At 33.0% G+C, this 19,014-nt stretch carries 15 protein-coding genes; 5 read left to right on the top strand and 10 right to left on the bottom strand.

From position 1 onward, the window contains the following. Positions 1-70: 70 nt before the first annotated feature. The 4 genes from ACKX2A_RS18505 to ACKX2A_RS18490 all read right to left on the bottom strand — a co-directional run bounded on the left by ACKX2A_RS18505 (position 71) and on the right by ACKX2A_RS18490 (position 4,728). Positions 71-778 carry a DedA family protein gene (locus ACKX2A_RS18505; RefSeq protein WP_415326403.1) on the bottom strand — a complete coding sequence of 236 codons (708 nt, stop codon included), beginning with the start codon at positions 776-778 and terminating at the stop codon, positions 71-73. Positions 779-863: 85 nt separating this feature from the next. Continuing rightward, entirely contained in the window at positions 864-1,976 is a 1,113-nt protein-coding gene (prfB, locus tag ACKX2A_RS18500; protein ID WP_415326402.1) for a peptide chain release factor 2, read from the bottom strand. 176 nt (positions 1,977-2,152) lie between these two features. Beyond that, positions 2,153-3,259, bottom strand: coding sequence for an NAD(P)/FAD-dependent oxidoreductase (locus ACKX2A_RS18495; RefSeq protein ID WP_415326401.1), 1,107 nt, complete (start codon positions 3,257-3,259; stop codon positions 2,153-2,155). A gap of 107 nt (positions 3,260-3,366) precedes the next feature. Next, the gene (locus ACKX2A_RS18490) at positions 3,367-4,728 is read right to left on the bottom strand and encodes an ATP-binding protein (protein WP_415326400.1); all 1,362 of its coding nucleotides are present in this window, start codon (positions 4,726-4,728) and stop codon (positions 3,367-3,369) included. Between the two features lie 182 nt (positions 4,729-4,910). Here ACKX2A_RS18490 and ACKX2A_RS18485 point away from each other — a divergent pair, with 182 nt between their 5' ends. The 3 genes from ACKX2A_RS18485 to ACKX2A_RS18475 all read left to right on the top strand — a co-directional run bounded on the left by ACKX2A_RS18485 (position 4,911) and on the right by ACKX2A_RS18475 (position 7,457). Then, positions 4,911-5,813, top strand: coding sequence for an ABC transporter ATP-binding protein (locus tag ACKX2A_RS18485; RefSeq protein WP_415326399.1), 903 nt, complete (start codon positions 4,911-4,913; stop codon positions 5,811-5,813). Positions 5,814-5,815: 2 nt separating this feature from the next. Continuing rightward, the gene (locus tag ACKX2A_RS18480; protein ID WP_415326398.1) at positions 5,816-6,661 is read left to right on the top strand and encodes an ABC transporter permease; all 846 of its coding nucleotides are present in this window, start codon (positions 5,816-5,818) and stop codon (positions 6,659-6,661) included. Positions 6,662-6,785: 124 nt separating this feature from the next. Beyond that, entirely contained in the window at positions 6,786-7,457 is a 672-nt protein-coding gene (locus ACKX2A_RS18475; RefSeq protein WP_415326397.1) for a hypothetical protein, read from the top strand. A 108-nt stretch (positions 7,458-7,565) separates the two neighbouring features. Here the strand turns inward: ACKX2A_RS18475 and msrB are convergent, their stop codons facing one another. The 4 genes from msrB to ACKX2A_RS18455 all read right to left on the bottom strand — a co-directional run bounded on the left by msrB (position 7,566) and on the right by ACKX2A_RS18455 (position 10,054). Next, positions 7,566-8,672 carry a peptide-methionine (R)-S-oxide reductase MsrB gene (gene msrB, locus ACKX2A_RS18470; protein ID WP_415326396.1) on the bottom strand — a complete coding sequence of 369 codons (1,107 nt, stop codon included), beginning with the start codon at positions 8,670-8,672 and terminating at the stop codon, positions 7,566-7,568. Between the two features lie 10 nt (positions 8,673-8,682). Then, positions 8,683-9,135: a DUF417 family protein gene (locus ACKX2A_RS18465; protein ID WP_415326395.1), complete on the bottom strand. Its 453-nt coding sequence runs from the start codon at positions 9,133-9,135 to the stop codon at positions 8,683-8,685. An 80-nt stretch (positions 9,136-9,215) separates the two neighbouring features. Continuing rightward, the gene (locus tag ACKX2A_RS18460; RefSeq protein ID WP_415326394.1) at positions 9,216-9,488 is read right to left on the bottom strand and encodes a hypothetical protein; all 273 of its coding nucleotides are present in this window, start codon (positions 9,486-9,488) and stop codon (positions 9,216-9,218) included. Positions 9,489-9,499: 11 nt separating this feature from the next. Next, positions 9,500-10,054 (bottom strand): RNA polymerase sigma factor, encoded by a 555-nt coding sequence (locus ACKX2A_RS18455; RefSeq protein WP_415326393.1) that lies wholly within the window; start codon positions 10,052-10,054, stop codon positions 9,500-9,502. A gap of 616 nt (positions 10,055-10,670) precedes the next feature. Between ACKX2A_RS18455 and alaS the strand changes: the two genes are divergently transcribed. After that, complete coding sequence (gene alaS / locus ACKX2A_RS18450) at positions 10,671-13,274, top strand: alanine--tRNA ligase (protein WP_415326392.1); 2,604 nt, start codon at positions 10,671-10,673, stop codon at positions 13,272-13,274. A 125-nt stretch (positions 13,275-13,399) separates the two neighbouring features. Here the strand turns inward: alaS and ACKX2A_RS18445 are convergent, their stop codons facing one another. After that, positions 13,400-15,685 carry a restriction endonuclease gene (locus tag ACKX2A_RS18445; protein ID WP_415326391.1) on the bottom strand — a complete coding sequence of 762 codons (2,286 nt, stop codon included), beginning with the start codon at positions 15,683-15,685 and terminating at the stop codon, positions 13,400-13,402. Positions 15,686-15,930: 245 nt separating this feature from the next. Here ACKX2A_RS18445 and ACKX2A_RS18440 point away from each other — a divergent pair, with 245 nt between their 5' ends. Next, positions 15,931-18,387, top strand: coding sequence for a DUF5686 family protein (locus ACKX2A_RS18440; protein WP_415326390.1), 2,457 nt, complete (start codon positions 15,931-15,933; stop codon positions 18,385-18,387). Between the two features lie 187 nt (positions 18,388-18,574). On the opposite strand, the gene ACKX2A_RS18435 is transcribed toward ACKX2A_RS18440, so the two are convergent. Continuing rightward, positions 18,575-19,003 (bottom strand): hypothetical protein, encoded by a 429-nt coding sequence (locus ACKX2A_RS18435; RefSeq protein WP_415326389.1) that lies wholly within the window; start codon positions 19,001-19,003, stop codon positions 18,575-18,577. Positions 19,004-19,014: the final 11 nt, after the last annotated feature.

Raw genomic sequence — 19,014 nt, 5'->3', positions numbered from 1 at the left:
GCGGGATTAAGCTCCAAAAAAATAACCCACTCCGAAAAGTAGGTTATCTATATAGTTTCTAAAATTAATTCTATTTATTTTCTTCGTCGAAATCCTGATTTTCATACTTTGAATAATCTTGTTTTTTCCCGAATAGAAATTTAAGGATTACCGGTACAGTTGTTATTAAAACAATAACAATAATAATCAGTTCTAATTTCTTTTTAAGATCGATTCCAAATTGATCAATGAATAATTTATCCAGATAGTGTCCTGCAAAGATCAATAAGAACGACCAAAGAATTGCTCCGATAATATTGTCTCTTAGAAATGCTTTTTTGTCCATTTTTACGATTCCGGCAACGATTGGTGTGAAAGTTCTTACCACTGGTAAAAATCTTGCCATGATGATTGCTAAAGCTCCATTTTTCTCAAAGAAATCATGCGCTTGATACAAATACTTCTTTTTGAATAACCACGTATCTTGTTTTTTATACAAAGCAGAACCCGTTCTTCTTCCAAAAAAGTATCCAACCTCATTTCCGATAATCGCTGCCAAAGCAACAGCAGAAGCTAAAATAAAAGTATCTAAAAAATCGCTCCCTGTGGAGCCGAAAGTCTCTTTGATGATCTCGACTGCAAAAATTCCTGAAACGAAAAGCAATGAATCTCCCGGTAAAAAAAATCCTATAAAAAGACCTGTTTCAGCAAAAATAATAAATAAAACCAACCAGAACCCTCCTAATTTTATATAAAACTCAGGGTTTAATAAATCTTTCCAACTTGTGAAATCTTCCATACATTTTGATAAGTAACAAAAGTAAGATTAATAAACTTCAAAAGGAAATTTATTATAAGATTTTAACGAAATTTAAATATGACATTTATAGGTCTAGATCATCGTCTGAGACTGCCGTTCCGTCCGCCATAAGGAAAGCTTTCAAAAATGGAGTTATATTCCCATTCATTACAGCATCTACATCCGAAGTTTCGTATCCTGAACGAACATCTTTCACCAATTTATAAGGGTGCATCACATAATTTCGGATCTGGCTTCCCCACTCGATTTTCATCTTGTTGGCTTCGATTTCGTTACGTGCTTTCATGCGCTCTTCCAATTCCATTTCATATAATCTTGAACGAAGCAACTGCATCGCTTTCTCTTTATTCTGAAGCTGCGAACGCGATTCTGAATTTTCAATGATAATTCCTGTCGGTGCGTGACGAAGACGAACCGCAGTTTCCACTTTGTTTACGTTCTGACCACCCGCTCCGGAAGATCTCATTGTTTCAAATGAAATATCGGCAGGATTGATGTTAATTTCAATCGTATCGTCAACCAAAGGATAAACGTACACAGAAACGAAACTTGTGTGACGTTTTGCATTGGAATCGAAAGGAGAAATTCTTACCAATCTGTGAACCCCGTTTTCACCTCTTAAATATCCGAAAGCAAATTCTCCATCGATTTCTAAAGTTACCGTTTTTACACCTGCAACATCGCCTTCCTGAAAGTTCAGCTCACGAATTTTATAACCTTGTTTTTCAGACCACATGGTGTACATTCTCATCAGCATAGAAGCCCAATCACAGCTCTCTGTTCCACCCGCTCCTGCTGTGATTTGCAGAACCGCAGAAAGTTCATCACCTTCATTGGAAAGCATATTTTTAAACTCAAGGTCTTCGATTTTTTCAACTAATTGAGGAAAAGTTTCATCCAACTCTTTTTCAGAATCCGGATCTTCTTTGGCAAAATCTGCCAAAACCTGTAAATCTTCAAATTGGCTATTGATTTCGTCGTATGCTTCCACCCATTTTTTCTTGGAACGAAGCTGTTTTAGAAATGTTTCCGCTTCTTTTGGATTATCCCAGAATTCTGGTGCAGCAGTTTTTTCATCATCATTAGAAATTTCTATCTTCTTTTTGTCGATCTGAAGATATTTATGCAGGTCATCAATTCTTGATTGAATTTCTTTTATCTGGTCGTTGTTGATCACGAATGTTTATTTTTCTGCAAAAATAAGAATAAAAAGTAACTGATGGTATTTTTGAGTAATTTGAGAAGAATTGATTTTTGATCTTGCAAATTTAGCAGATTGCGCAGATTTTTTTACTATTAATTTGAAGTTTGCTATTAAGATCTGCGCAATCTGCTAAATCTGCGAGTGAAAAACTAAATCATTTCCGCAACCAACTCCCCAATTTTCGGAGCCAGCGCAACACCCATTCCTGAAAGTCGGATCGCACAAAACTGTCTCTCAGAAACTTGTTTTACAATTGGTGTTTTTTCCGAACCCATCGCCATAATTCCTGACCAACGAAGGGAAATCTCAAATTTTTGATTGGGTAAAATGACTTCTTTTAAAAAGCTTTCCAAATGGTTTTGCAGGAATTCTGTCGTTTCAAAATCGGTGGTTTCTTCTGTTTTAAAATCCTGATTTCTTCCCCCACCCAGCAAAATTCGGTTTCCTAAATTTCTGAAATAATAAAATCCTTCATCGTAATGAAAAGTTCCTTTTAGCTTTAAATTTTCAATCGGTTCTGTCAAAATAATTTGTCCACGAGCAGGAATTATTACTTCTTCCTTTAAAAATTTTGAAGCGAAAGCATTTGTACAATGAATCAGTTGATTGGATTTAATTGATATATTTTCAGACAGTTGAATTTCAATTTCGGTTGAATTTTCAACAATATTTTCGACTTCTGCTCCAAAAAGAAATTCGATTTTTAATTCATGACATTTTTCTAATAATTTTTGTAATAATTTTCCAGAATGCAAACTTCCTTCACACAGATTTTCAATTAAATATTCAGATTTTCCTAGTCCGAATTCTTTGATTTTAGCTTGATTTAAAAAATATGTTTTCTCAATTCCAGTGATTAATTTTAGTTTTTCATTTACCTCATCGATTCTTTGCAAAGGTTCATCATTATTGAGAATTTCAAAACCGCCATTTAATTCAAAATCAATTTCTGAATTTTTAAAATAAGTTTGAATTTTCTGCAAACCGTCAAATCTCATTTTCACCAAATCCAGTGTTTTTCCCCAACCCATTTTTTCAGAATCGGCAATAATTTCCGTTAAACTTCCAAAGCATGCAAAACCTGCATTTCTCGTCGAAGCTCCCAACGGAATTGAGTTTCTTTCTACAATCAAAATCGATTTTTCAGGATATTTTTCTTTAATTGAAATTGCCGCCCAAAGTCCCGTAAAACCTGCTCCGATAATGATGAGATCTCGTTTCCTGTAAAATGTTTCAAGCTCCCAAACGCTTTCCATAATAATGATTAGTTTTGAATTATGAGTTATAAGTTATTAATGATATACATAATTTGTACTGAGTCTGTCATTATAACTCATAATTCATAACTTATAACTCATAATTTTTATCCTTGACTTGTTTCCTCTTCTTCCCCGTTGTGGTGAAAACCGATCGCTCTACGAGGCTCTTCCACGACTTTATATGCATCTAGTTCTTTTTTCAAAGCCTGAACGCGCATCTGGAATTGATCAAAATTATTGACAATTACATCCGCCAAAAATCTCGCTACCTGATCCAGATATTCTTCCGTTAATTTTCCCGAAGCGTCTCTCAACGCTCCATTTAAAAGCATTTGATCGATTTTCAGATTTTCATTTTTTGTCCTTTGATATTGATTTTTAATTCTCTTTTTTAAGCTTTGTGTAAAATCAATCAGCATCGTGTTGCTAAAAGCCTTCATTTGTGAAGAAACATCGTGCCAGAAGGGAACTTTATCAGCTTTATTGTTCTTTAAAATTTTAAATAAAAGCGAATCTTTTTCCAAGTTTTTGGTCATGGCATACAAGATAATTTCAGATCTTTCCGCATGATTCGGCGGGAAAACAGGAATCATCACATCGAATCTTCCCGGAGCCATAATTTCTTCATTAATTTCAGAAACCGAATTTGCGGAACCGACCATCAAGAGGTCTTCCTGTTCAAATTTTGAAATGTAATGAAGGATAAGCTCCTGCGTTTCCAAATTGCAGGAAGCAACGTTGGTTTCTGCTTTTCTTTCCATCATAATTTCATCGAAATCATCTAAAAACATCAATACTTTATCTTCTTTCATCATTGAAACTAAAAAATCATTGAAGTTGGTTTGATTTCCGTCCACGAAAGATGTTCCCAAATAATGTTTTTTAACTTCTTTAAACTGATAACCAATAATTTCGGCAATTTTATTTGCCCAGAAAATTTTGCCGCTTCCCGGAGGTCCGTACAAAATAATTCCCGCTGGTTTGTTGATTCCCCAATCTTTAATCTGTTGTGGATTTAAAAATGGTTCTAAAACACTCGAAATATAGAAAAACAAATCTCTGTAACCGATAAAATCTCGTTTTTGAAGGCTTGTTTTATGTCCAAAATAATCATAAACAAACTGATAATTTCCACCTATTTTATTATCAATTCCGTAGCTTGAAATAGAGGATTTAAAAAATCCGTTATCAAAAATATTCGGATCATTTTCTTTGATTGCTTTTTCTACTTTTTCTTTTGGCTGTTGAATTGTTTCTGCAATTTCTTCGACTGTTTTTGTTTTATCAAGATCGGTTTCATAAAGCCTTAAAAATTCGATATTTTCACGGGCAAATTTTTCGAAATCTTTCTTTACTTCAAAGTTTGTGCTGATACAAACGCCAAGTTCAAGATCAAAATCCTGAATAAATTGTTTTATAGCTTCGTCAGAAACGTTGAGTTCCTTTGCCAGTTCGATAAGTTTCATAATTGTTGATTAATTCTATCAAATTTAATATTTTTTTTCAAAGATTCGGGCTTAGGAAATAGGATTTAGGACTTAGATAAAAGTGCTTTAAAAAATTCATAATTCAAAATATTAACAATTCACACTTAAATTTTGTAACATTCTGTAATTTCCATAGACTACTACTATGTAAAACAAATTACATGGAAAAGATTTTATCAGTAAAGAATCTGACGAAGAAATTCAAGAGAGTTGTCGTAAACAATATCTCTTTTGACGTCGAAAAAGGAAATGTCTACGGACTTCTGGGTCCCAATGGAAGTGGAAAATCCACCACGTTCGGGATGCTGCTTTCGACCATTAACCCAACAAGCGGTGATTGGTATTGGTTCGGCAAAAAAGGAACTGATCCCGATACCCTGAAAAAAATTGGGGCAATCATCGAACAACCGAACTTTTATCCTTATCTAAGTGCGGAAGTTAACCTTAAAATTGTTGCAGAAATTAAGCATGCACCGTATTCAAGAATCGAAGAAGTTCTGAAAACGGTCGGTTTATACGAAAGACGAAAAGACACCTTCAAAACGTATTCTCTGGGAATGAAACAGCGCCTTGCGATTGCATCTGCAATGTTGAATAATCCCGAAGTTTTAATCCTTGACGAACCTACAAACGGTCTTGATCCTGAAGGAATTATCCAAATCCGTGAGATCATCAGCAATATTGCGAAACTAGGCATTACGATCATTATAGCGAGTCACCTTTTGGATGAAATTGAAAAAATTTGCAGTCATGTAATCGTGTTAAAAGAAGGAACATCACTTTACTGTGGAAGAGTGGATGAAATGACTTCCAACAACGGATATTTTGAATTAAAGGCGGACAATAATACATTGCTTCTAAATGCGTTGAACAAACTTCAATGGTTCACGACAATCAATCCGGATGGTGAAATTCTGAAAGCACAGATTCGTGATGATGCATCAATTTCGGCTTCGGCTCTTAACCAAAAATTGGCTGAAAAAGGGATTTTTTTATCACATCTAACCAAGAAAAAACTGTCTCTTGAATCTCAATTCCTTGAACTTGTAAAAAACACAAAATAATCATGACAAAATTATTAAAACTTGAATATTACAAAAACCTGAATTACAAGCCATTCAAGGTTTTTACGATCTTATATTTTGCAATTCTTATTGCATTGCTTTTCATTGGATTAATTGATTTTGATCTTTTCGGGGCAACCATTAATTTGAAAGAGCAGGGAATTTATAATTTTCCGGAAATATGGAATTTTACAACATGGATTGTTGGTTTATTGAAAATCTTCTTAGGATTAATCATTGTTTTCTCGATTTGTCAGGAATTTAGTGACAGAATGTTTAAGCAGAATACAATTGATGGTTTAAGCAGAAAAGAATTTATCGGTTCAAAATTATTGACGGTCAGCATTTTTACCATTGTTTCGACTGTTGTTGTGTTTGCTATTACGATGTTTTTAGGTTATCAATATTCTAATACAAAAGAGTCTGCGAAGGTTTTTGAAGAAGTTTTCTTTATTGGAAATTATTTTTTAAAACTGTTCACATTCTTCTGTTTCCTTATGTTTCTTTCCGTTTTACTGAGAAAATCGATTTTTGTATTTCTTACCATGTTTGTACTATGGATAGGTGAAGGAATTTTAACGGCTGTAGAAACATTCAGCAAAGTAAAAGGAATGCAGGACGTTGAAAGAAATGCAGTAATGCAAAATGACTTCTTCGTTTCCCATCTTTTACCTTTGGAAAGTATGTCGAACCTCATTCCCAACCCGATGGTAAGACTGAATATGGCCAAAATGATGGGCTTAAAATATGAGTTCCACTACCCTACAGAAAGCCTTATTGCCTGTTTGGTTTGGTGCGGAATTTTCATTTTCGGATCCTACTGGATTTTAAGAAAAAGAGATTGGTAAGCTTTTTGATTACCCTATAAAACTTTAAAATATTTAAGATTATTTTTTTGAAAAGTGATTCACATTTGATGAGTCACTTTTTTTTGGCTTAAAATTTTCATTCGGTTCCAACAAAATAATAGCCATGAAGAAAATTTTCTATGTTCCGGGATTGATCAGTGCTTTGTTGGTTCCTGTTTTGTTTTGGTATTACATCAATCCATATGTTGACAAAACTAAATATAACGTAACGGATTTTGGACTTCCTCCAAAATTAGAAAAGGATAAAAGTAATTTAAACTCTACTTTGGAACCACCAAGAAATTGGAATTATAAAAAAATTATTGTTGATCCCGCCAAAGCAAAACAAAACTCAGCTTTTTATGTTTCCGAAGTTAAAAATCTTCAAAAAAGAATTGAAAAAAACACAGGAATAGAATTTATTTTAAATGAAAATAATACCTATGAAGATTTTGCATCTTTAATAAATGACATGGCTATTGCAAAACATGAAAATTATGGTTTAGATATAGAAGAAACCGGACATCTTTTTGTTCCTGTAATCTATAAAGATCCAAATGCCAAAAAAGAAGAATGTCTTTTATGTAACGATGTTATTATCGATTATTACGAGCCAACTTTCATTGAAATGTCGGATTATCTCAAGAGACAATATTATTTAACCTTTTTCGAAAATATGTCTAAACTTCCACAAGAAGCTTATTACATTGTTTTTGGATTTTTATTTTTAATGAATATGTCAATGTTGAGTATCAAAGAAAGGTTTCAATTGCAAAGATTTAGCTTAATAAAATAGATTCTCCATTCCGCTGCGCTACGTTCTGAATGACATTGCAGATAAAATTTAAAACAAAAAAAGACTGCCTTTCGACAGTCCTTCAATCACCTTCACTTAATAATAAACTTATTTTTTATCTAATAGAGAAACATACTCTCCATATCCTTTTTTCTCCATCTCCGCTTTAGGAATAAACTTCAAGGAAGCAGAGTTGATACAATAACGAAGTCCGCCTTTGTCCGCCGGTCCGTCATTGAAAACGTGACCCAAATGTGCATCTCCGGTTTTACTTCTTACTTCTACCCTTGTCATTCCGTGAGAACGGTCTAATTTTTCATCAATTAATTGCTTCGTAATAGGCTTTGAAAAACTTGGCCATCCACAACCGGATTCAAATTTATCGGTTGAAATAAATAAGGGTTCTCCCGTTGTAATGTCAACATAAATTCCTTCACGGGTTTCGTCCCAATATTCGTTTTGGAAAGGTCTTTCTGTACCATTTTCCTGAGTTACATTGTATTGTTCAGCAGTTAATTCTTTTTTTAAGACTGCTTTATCTTGCTTTTGATATTTCATATTTTTAGTCTCTTTTTTAGCTGGAAGTGGATTTGCTTTTCTCGCCATTTCAAATAATCCCGGCTCAATGTGACAGTAACCTCCCGGATTTTTATCCAAATAATCCTGATGATAATCTTCTGCTTTATAAAAGTTTTTCAAAGGAATGGTTTCTACTACAACTGGTTTGCTGTAATTTTTAGCTAATTTTTCAACCTCTGCCTTTACCACTGCTTCCGTTTCCTTGTCTGTTGAATAAATCCCCGTTCTGTATTGATCGCCCCTATCGTTTCCTTGCTTATTTAAACTTGTTGGATCAATTGTTTTAAAATATAAATCGATTAAAAGTTTTAAATCCACTTGCTCAGGATCGTATTTCACTTTTACAGTTTCAGCAAAACCTGTTGTATGACTTACAACTTCCTCATAAGTAGGGTTTTTCTTGTTTCCATTGGCATATCCAACTTCTGTTCCTACAACCCCGCGAATCTGCTGAAAAAAGTGCTCAGTTCCCCAAAAACATCCCCCTGCAAAATAGATTTCTTTTACATTTTTGTTGTCCATAATGGTCTCATTTTCTTTTTTAATTTCTGTGGATTTTGGTTTCGCATCTCCACAACTTGTAGCAAAAACTGCTATACCCAGAACTACTCCAAGCAATATTAATATGTTTTTCATTTTTATCTTTTTATTCATTTTTTCCGTTTAAAATCATTAATCCAAATCCTAGAAGCATCAAATCTTTAAGGATAAAAAAGTCTGTTACAGGAATTCCGTCTACTACTTTCCAAATTCCGGGCGTTGTAAAAAGGTAACTTAAAGTGGTGAGGAAAGTCACGATCATTCCAATGGCAGCGTATTTTCTTAGTGATGCAAATTTCACACTAAATATTAAGAGTAAAGCAATGATAATTTCTATCGCTCCGATAGCATTTGACACAGCTTGTACACTTACAATGTCATATACGAAAAAGGTGAGAAAATGGTTTTCTACCAGGTTTTTTATTCCCGCTGCTTCGGTTGGTGTAAATTTGAAAATCCCGATCCAAAGAAGGGTCAATGCAGCTCCGAAAAGCGAGATAAAATATCCTACTCTTCCCGTTCGATTTTTGTTGTTGATTTCTAATGTAGTTCCGTTCACTTTTAATGATTTTGAATTAATACTTTGTTTATTTTCAAAAGTATAGTCGGAACAATTTCAAAATCCTGACAACTATTTTATTAAATATCTAAATTTCTGAACATTTTTTCTTTAAAGTCCTGAATTTCAGAATTATTAATTTCAACTTTTTCTTCACGAGTCAGTTTTCTTTTTAAAATATCATCTAAAATTTCCAGTTTTTGTTTGTAAGCTCTGCACCATTTACAGATTTTCAAATGCAGATTCAGCTTCCAGTTCTCTCTTGAAGAAATGTTGTCTGCATTGCGTTTTTCCATCAGTAAAGTTGCTTCACTGCATGGTAAAAAGATAATATGTATTAGTTTTTTTAACATTTTTTTATCACTTATGATTTTGCAAACCAGTTAAATTCCAGACATTCTCTCAACTGCATTCTACTTCTTTGCAGAATCTTCCAAAGATTAGTCGTAGAAATATTCAATTCCTGACTCACTTCGGGTGCTTTTTTTTCTTCAAGATAATACATTTTCATCGGAATCTTCCACCTGGAGGGCAAATCTTCGATACAATCTTCCAATGTTTTATTAAAATCTCCGTCGTCGAGAAGCTCGGTTTCTTTGTTGGAAGCGTTCCAATCATTTAGAACATCATCATTCCTCCAAGAACCGTGTTCATCAAAAAAATGGTCTAGTTTTATTTGTGGTTCAGTTTTATATTTTTTGCGGTAAAAATCGGCAACTTTTCTGCTTAAAATAGTCATCAACCAAGTCAAAGGCTGACTTTTCCCTTCAAAATTATCATACGACGAAAAAGCCGAAATAAACACCTCCTGAACAACATCTTCTGCCTCAATTTTATCGGAAAGTAGATAAACCGCCCTTCTCAGCAATGGTTCGGAATATTGTTCTATCCAATTTTTGATTGTTTCGTTTTTTGTCATATTGAATATTAATTAATCTTAAAAATTAGCACATCTTCACATGTTTAATTCCATAAAAAAATGCTATCGAAATAACTGTAAATAAAAGTGTAAAAACAAATGATACATAACCTAAAAATCTTCTTTCCAGCTTTAAACTCCAGATGGTTAAAATCCATATTGAAATAAGTATTGGAATTGATAGATAAAAAATAGGCTCAACTAAACACTCAGTAAAAATTAATAATACAATTAAAACAGGATAACCTATTATAATACTTATCGCCCATTGAGCTAGCCTGTGTGCTTTTGTTTTCAAGATTAAAAAATTTCTAGAAAGTTAAATATTTTTTTTGAATCCTTAATCCTTGTTGATGTAAGATTGCTTCGTCACTTCCTTTCTCGCAATGACAAGCCCTACTGCAAAAAATCCACTCTTTTTGACGGAGTGGTTTCAACAGCATCCTTCTCCTAACACTGATTGAGAATAGAGATTTCTCCTTCATCGAAATGGCAATATTTAAGCAAAAATTTTACAAATAGATTAAAACTTAAAACTATGTTTTTACATTACTTTAAAAACATTAAATTTGCATCTTATCGAAAATTTGTAAAAAGCAAAGCAATATATATCATTATGACATCACAAGAGATTCGTCAGAAATTTTTAGATTATTTTAAAAGTAAAAACCACCTTATCGTTCCTTCTGCGCCGATCGTGCTGAAAGACGACCCTACTCTAATGTTTTCCAACTCAGGAATGACGCAGTTCAAAGATTATTTTTTAGGTTATAAAGAGCCTAAAGCCCCAAGAATTGCCGATACACAAAAGTGTCTGAGAGTTTCAGGAAAGCATAATGATTTGGATGATGTAGGTAGAGATACTTATCACCACACCATGTTTGAGATGTTGGGGAACTGGTCTTTTGGTGATTATTTCAAAAAAGATGCTATTGCTTTTGCCTGGGAATTGTTGACGGAAGTTTACGGAATTCCAAAAGAGAATTTATATGTAACGATTTTTGAAGGAGACGCTTCTGAGAATCTGGAAAGAGATCAGGCTGCCTATGATTACTGGAAGGAAGTAATTTCCGAAGACAGAATCATCAACGGAAATAAAAAAGATAACTTCTGGGAAATGGGAGCAAGCGGACCTTGTGGACCTTGTTCTGAAATTCACGTAGATTTAAGAAGTGAAGAAGAAAAAGCAAAAATTTCCGGACTTGAATTGGTAAATAACGACCATCCTCAAGTTGTAGAAGTTTGGAATCTGGTATTCATGGAATTCAACAGAAAAGCTGATGGTTCTCTGGAAAAACTGCCTGCTCAACACGTAGATACAGGAATGGGCTTCGAGCGTCTTTGTATGGCGCTTCAAGGGAAATCTTCCAACTACGATACAGATGTTTTCACGCCTTTAATTGCTAAAGTTGAAGAACTTTCAGGTAAAAAATATACAGGAATTTTAGAAGATGAAAAAGACATCGCGATTCGTGTTGTAGTAGACCACATCAGAGCGGTTTCTTTTGCGATTGCAGACGGACAATTGCCTTCAAACGGAGGAGCTGGTTACGTGATCAGAAGAATTTTAAGAAGAGGGATTTCTTATTCTTACCGATTCTTAGACATGAAAGAACCTTTCCTTTACAAATTGGTTGCTGTTTTACAAGAGCAGATGGGTAAATTCTTCCCGGAACTTGAAAAGCAAGGAACTTTAGTTACAGAAGTTATTAAAAGTGAAGAAGAATCTTTCCTAAGAACCATTGAAACAGGATTAATCCGTGTTGATAAATTAATTCAGCAAACTGTTGAGAATAATTTAAAAGTTTTACCAAGCGAAGAAGTTTTCGAATTATACGACACTTATGGTTTCCCTGATGATTTGACAAGAATTATTGCAGAGGAAAAAGGTTTAACAATCGATGAAAAAGGTTTTGAGGCTGAATTGGCAAAACAAAAACAACGTTCAAAAGCAGATTCAGCTCAGAAAGTTTATGACTGGGTTGTTTTGGAAGATAAAGAATCCAACTTCGTAGGTTATGACCAAATCGAAGCAGAAACTCATATTACAAAATACAGAAAAGTAGAAAATAAAGACGGCGAATTTTATCAGGTTGTTTTGAGCAACTCCCCTTTCTACCCTGAAGGTGGTGGACAAATTGGTGATAAAGGTGTTCTTGAAAATGCTACGGAAAGCTTCGAAGTTTTGGAAACAAAAAAGGAAAACGGATTGATTATCTCTTTAATCAACGGACTTCCTAAAGATGCAAGTGCTCTTTTCTATGCTAAAGTAAATGCAACCGACAGAAAAAATTCTCAGGCAAATCACTCGGTAACTCACTTGTTGCACGAGGCTTTGAGAGATGTTTTAGGAACTCACGTGGAACAAAAAGGTTCTTTCGTAGGACCAGATTATTTACGTTTCGACTTCTCACATTTCAACAAAATGACAGAAGAAGAATTGGCTTTAATTGAAGAAAAAGTAAATGCAAAAATCAAAGAAAGTATTGCATTGCAGGAATTTAGAAATATTCCTATTCAAGAGGCTTTGGATAGAGGTGCAATGGCATTGTTCGGTGAAAAATATGGCGATAATGTGAGAATGATCCAGTTCGGAAGCTCAAAAGAGCTTTGTGGTGGAACTCACGTAAAAAATACAAGAGAAATTGGTCATTTTAAAATCAATTCTGAAAGTTCTGCTGCGGCTGGAATTAGAAGGATTGAAGCGATTTCGGGTGATAAATCTGAGGAATATTTCAAAGGATTAGAAAAACAAATTACGGAGCTTTCTCAATTGTTAAAATCTAAAGATGTTGTACGTTCTATCGAGAAATTAATTGAAGAAAACACATCATTAAAAGCAGAAGTTGAAGCATTCAAAAAGGAAAAAGCCAAAGGTGAAATCGACGACTGGAAAGGTGCTTATGAGCAAAAAGGCGATAAATTGCTTTTAGTTAAAAGAACGTCTTTGGATGCAGGTTCAGTGAAAGATATCGTATTCCAGTTGAAAAAAGAAATTCCAACTTCCATAACGGTTATTCTATCTGATGCAGATGGAAAACCCATGATTACCGTTGGCGTTTCAGATGATTTGGCAGGAATTTATCAGGCCGGAGCACTTATTAAAGAGTTAGCAAAAGAAATCCAAGGCGGTGGCGGTGGAAACCCAGGTTTTGCAACTGCGGGAGGAAAAAATCTTGATGGCTTGGAAAATGCGTATCAAAAAGCGTTGAATATTTAATTTTCACGCACAATATAAAATAAAAAGCAACTATCGTGAAGGCAGTTGCTTTTTTATTTTCACAAAAACTCTTATGTTACTTACTATTAATGATGATCATACGATATTAGCCGCATTTTTATTTATTAACGCTCAAATATCGCATCAATATCATCTTCGCCCGAACCGCCTGAATAATAGCTATGACTATTACTATCATCATCGGGTTCATAACTTTCCAAATATCTTGTAACTTTGGAATCTACATCTATGCTTGAAACTATGTTATATGTAGAGAAAGAAATTTTTTCTAGTACATTTTCATTAAAACCATCTAAATAGGAATCAATACCTTTGTGAAATTCATCTTCAATACCATGTATGTCAACGTCATAATCTGAATAGCCATCAGGGTGATAATAGTGACTTATATGTTTTGAATAATCTATATCTAAATCATTACTATCAACAATACTTCTCAAATATCGTTCAAGTAAAATATCAATTTGCATTAAAATACTCTCATCTTCAATATTGTATTCATATACAAAATCTAATAGCTTTTTTAACGTGTCTTCATCATATACATCGTCTATGAAATTGTATAAAAACTTAAGATTTTTAAATTCAATTTTCGGTTCAAATTCTGATAAAATTATTAGCAATTCCCATAGTCTACTCCCGCTTGGGTTGTTAGCATTTATTAGTGTGTTTAAAAAGTACTCTATCCTTTTATTCATTCTTACATTCAAAAAATCAAAATAACATAAGGCAATTAAAAAGTCCCAATCTTTCCTCTCCAGTTTATTTTCAAAAAAATAATCAAACAAATTTTCTAATATTCTGCTAGTATATGAATTATTGATTTTATTAGATCTTAATAAAGCATGCAAATAATCTATGGCAACTTCATTATCTAATGACTTAAAAATATTACAAATCAAATCAATTTCATTAGAGTATGCATTTAGAACAAAATCTGCGATGGACGGATTGAATAAAACATACTCATACTTATTTTCCGCAATTAGATTTCTATTCAACAATGATTTTGTTGCTAATTTTCTTATAGCTTCAAAACTTTTATCAGAGCTATCGCCCATATTTACTGGGTGAATCTTTAGAAACGTAGTATAAGAGTTTCTTAAATTATCCTCAGTTATTTTTCCATTATTAAAAACAGTTAAATATGTAAGTGCTCGTACACAGTCGTCTGTTTGATTTTGAAAATAGTCAGCCCAAATTACTTCAGGTTTATTTAAACTCTTGATTATATATGTCCAATAATTTTCCGATTTTAAATTTCCAATAACAGAAGAGTCAGTTATAAACTCTATTATTCGGGGATTAAAGTTTCGATGTTTTATTATTTCTCTGTATTTTTTATCTTCATATATAATATCAATAAATTGTTTTGGTAAGTTTGAATGAAATATATGATTATAAAGAATTTTTGCTTTATCTATGTCAGTTAAATTTTCAATTGTTAATAAAAATTCATTATCACGAATTTTTAAGTTTTGAAAAATGTGACTTAAACTATAAGCTTTATTTAAAATGTTTGTTCTTGATGTAAGAATAAATTTTTTGCTTTTATCTTTTTTAATTCTATTTATGAATTTGACAATATGAGAATCTTTTTTATTGTTAATTGCATCGTACATATTACTACCCAAAAAATCGTCACAATAAAATAGAATATTCTTTTGTTCATTTTCGCGAAATAAACTTTCTGCTTCGCTAATATCTTCTTCTATATCGCAGAATTCATAACCTTTCGCTATATAATGAATTGCCAAATTATCCGCAAGTGTAGTTTTTCCGATCCCTGGTTCACCAGTCAAAATTATAACATTATTTTCTTCTAAAATTTTTAATCCTTTATTGTGATTTTCGGTTACTACGTATCTATATGCTTTTTCCTCAATTTCTCGTATTGTACCCTGACTTCTGCCTTTTATTGCATTATTATAAAGAATATCTAATACGCTCGTACTAGTAATCCATAGTTTATAATTCCTTTCAACAATATCTTGATTTTCCTTTTTAGATAAAAAAATATTTAAGTCGTCCAGCCCCCAAATATCTCCCTCTGTATGAATATATGGTTTGAAAATTTCTTTAATTTCTTGTTTATTTTTTCTAGAAAGTTTTTTTGAAGTGACAAAAATATACTTACTAGGATTTAGCTTTTTTACTTTATTTAGCTCCTCTGTTTTTAATTTTGAAATCAATTGATTGTAAGGTGTTTCTAAATAGTGTTTACACTGTATAATCCCTTCGTTTTTTTCACCAATACAAAATCTACCATCAACGCCACCATCTCGTCCAGATTTAAAAATTTCTACTTTATTTTTTAGTTCTTTTTCAATGACAGAAGCAGCTAAAATTTCAAATTCTCGATCATTTAATTTTGAAAAGTCATATTCCATTTTATTTATTCGTTTTATTCAAATTTAAGGAATAATAATTTTCAATTTCATTATGACTTTTATTTCACGAAAAACCAAAGTTCCCATCTTCTCGATACAATATTAGTCTTCAAATAATTCTTACTCCAACTGACAAGGTTGTAAATTGGATACAGACAATTTTATTTTTAACAAAAGATTATATTTTTCCATATACTTTTGTAACTTTCTAATCGATAGTTTTGTCTCACCAATAAACAAGATTAATGACCAGACTTTTATTTTCATTCTTTTTATTTTCGACAGTCTTATTTTTCGGACAGATTCAGCTTAAAGTAATCAGCAAATCCAATAAGCAGCCCATTCACAGTGCAGCAGTCTATTGTGATGATGAACTACTTGGAAAGACAGATTTTAACGGAAATTTATCCTTCAAAACCAAATGCAAAAAAGTTGAAATTCTTGCCAGTAATTTTCAGGATATTTTGGCGGATGTAAGAAAGTCAATGGAAGTTTCGATGCAGCCACTATCCGAAAAAATGGATAATATCGACCGGGTTGTCATTAATGATAAAAGCGATCCGAGAGCATTGAGAATTTTGGATGAACTCAACAAAAGAGCCAAGGAAAACTCACCAAAGTCTTTAGATTCGTACAATTTTAAATCTTACACTAAATTTTCCATTGATGTTGATAAGGATTCTATTGATACTTATAAAAACTTCTTAGCTGTAAGAAAAGATTCGCTTTCAAAAGTTGATAAAAAAGACCTTAAACAAACAGAAAAAGATAAAAAAGATTCTTTAACGGCGGAAGATTTCATCAATGCGACAGAAGAAAGCCAGATGTTTCTTTGGGAAAAAGCAACTGAATACAAATATTCGAAAAGTTTTGGCGAAAAAACCAATATCATCGACAACAGAATGTCTGGTTTTAAAAACCCTATTTATGAAGCTTTAGCGATTAATATATCCAATTTAGATAGAGTTCCGAGACAGCTAAGGCCTGAAAACAGAGAGCTATTTAATTTTTATCTTTCTGATACTTTACAGGTTGACGGCAGAAAAACATATGTCATTAAATTCAAGGAAATTACTGATAAAAAGAAACAGAATCCACGGAAATTCAACGGAAAAATTTATGTTGATTCCGAGACTTATGCATTGAAAAAATTTGAAAGCGTCAACAAAAAACAAAATGAAGGAAATATTGTCTCCGTATGGAAACCAATCGATGGAAAATGGTTTTTAGATTATGAAGACATTAAATTAAAAATGGGAAGTCAGAGTTTCGAAACCTCCAAAAAAGACAGTCTAAAGCCTGGTGAAAAAACAAAATATAACAAAAGAAAGTTTGGAAATTATCTCTACGTAAAAAACCGCTTTTTCGATTTTGATTTAAATAAAGAACAAAAAGCATCGGACTTTAAAGGTTATTCTCTGGAAATGAAAAATGCCGACGGAAGCCTTCTGGACAAATACAGAACCGACAGTTTATCGGCAAGAGAAAGCGCAACCTACACAAAAATTGACAGTTTTGTACAAAAGCATGATTTTGAGAAAAAATTAAACACGCTAACCCAATTAATGCGTGGAAATGTTCGTTATAAAATGATCGATTTTGATATTACTAAACTTTTCAGTTACGATAAATATCAAGGTGTTCGTTTGGGAGCCGGTTTGAAATTAAACGAAAAATTCAGCAAAACTTTTTCTCCTGATGGATATTTCGGGTATGGAATTAAAGATCACACATGGAAATATGGTTTAGGTTTGGATGTAAAATTATCCGAGAAAAGGACTTCCATTTTTAGAATTGATTATATAGACGATGTCTTTGCAGCAGGAAGATTTAACAATAGTATGTGGGATAAGATGATGAAAGTTTCAGATATTAATCTTGATCTTCACAACGGAACTTTTTACAAAAATCAAAAATGGGGAGCTTCATTCCTGTATGATATTTCAAACTCATTAAGCATGAAAATTGCCGTGAATAAAGAAAAACAACAGACACTCTTCGATTATCAGTACAAAAATTCAGGAAACAGCTTCGACAATACAAGTGCAACATTATCCGTAAAATTTGCGCCAAATGATAAAAATATTATGACGCCAAGCGGAAAATATACCTACGAAAAAGGTTATCCTCAGATTTTCATGAATTATGAAAAAGGGTTCAAGACCTTGGGTGGAGATTTAGATTACAATCGATTGGATGCCTTGATTATTCATCAGTTCAGATCAAAGTTGGGTTCCACAAACATCAAGCTTTTCGGTGGAATTTCTTCCGGAAACGCACCAATTTGGAAAAATTTTGAGATTGCAGGACAAAATGATGCGAATGTTGATAACTGGTATTCCAACATTACTACTCCTTCCAATTTAGGCTTTACTACGATGCCATCTGGAACTTTCTTTGTTGATAAATTTGTGGCATTTAAAATTTCGCAGTCATTACCTTTCAGATTTAAATTTGGAGGTAAAAAATACTCAAGCATCGAGTTGGAATATCAATCTGCGATCGGAAATATGAAAAACAGAACAGACCATCAATTCCAGTTTCAGGTTTTGGATCACTACTATCAGGAAGCCGGATTTATTTGGAACAGATTTTTGGGAACAAGTTTAGGAGTCGGGTTTTCCTACAGATTAGGATATTATCAAACTTCACAGTTTAAAGATAATTTTGGAATAAAATTCAGATTAAATCTTTTAAATTAATTTTTTTTTGAAGCTTATTCCGGCTTTCGCTACTCGCTTTTTCAGGATTCGGCTCGGCGGCTTCGCCGCCGAGCCGAATCCTGAAAAGAGCTCAAACATGCCGCTCAATCCGGGCTAGGGTGAAGTCATTCTTTTAAAAATTACAAGAAAAAATAAAAATCTCCCGAAAATTTCAGGAGATTTTGTTTTAATCTTTTTTCATTACATCGACGGTGTAATTCAATTTATTCAGTTTATTTTGCAGACGATCAATATCTCTCTGAATCGATGCAATTTTAGCATTACTTTTTTGAAGATCTTTATTTGCAGATTCCGTTTTCTTTAGAATTTTCACGGCGTCTTTTGCATCATCCGCTGCAGAATCTGGTTTAGACGAATTCAGAACAAAAGTATTTCCGTTGGATTTGCTATTTAGACTATTAGCCTTTTCGAGGATTTTTGCATTGTCTAATTTTTCTTTTTCTAATGCGATCTGTTTATTTTGCAATTGAGTCTGAAGTGTCAGAACTTCTTTCTGCTGATCCATCACTTTTAAGTTTTGGGACTGCGCATTTACATTCAAAGAGACGAACAATAAGGCTGCACCGAATAATCCGGCGAAATAATAATTTTTCATTTGTTGTGTTT

The organism is Chryseobacterium sp. MMS23-Vi53 (assembly GCF_047651245.1).
GTDB lineage: Bacteria > Bacteroidota > Bacteroidia > Flavobacteriales > Weeksellaceae > Chryseobacterium.
Note: the sequence above shows the minus strand (reverse complement) of the source record. Positions and strands in the feature narration are given on the sequence as shown.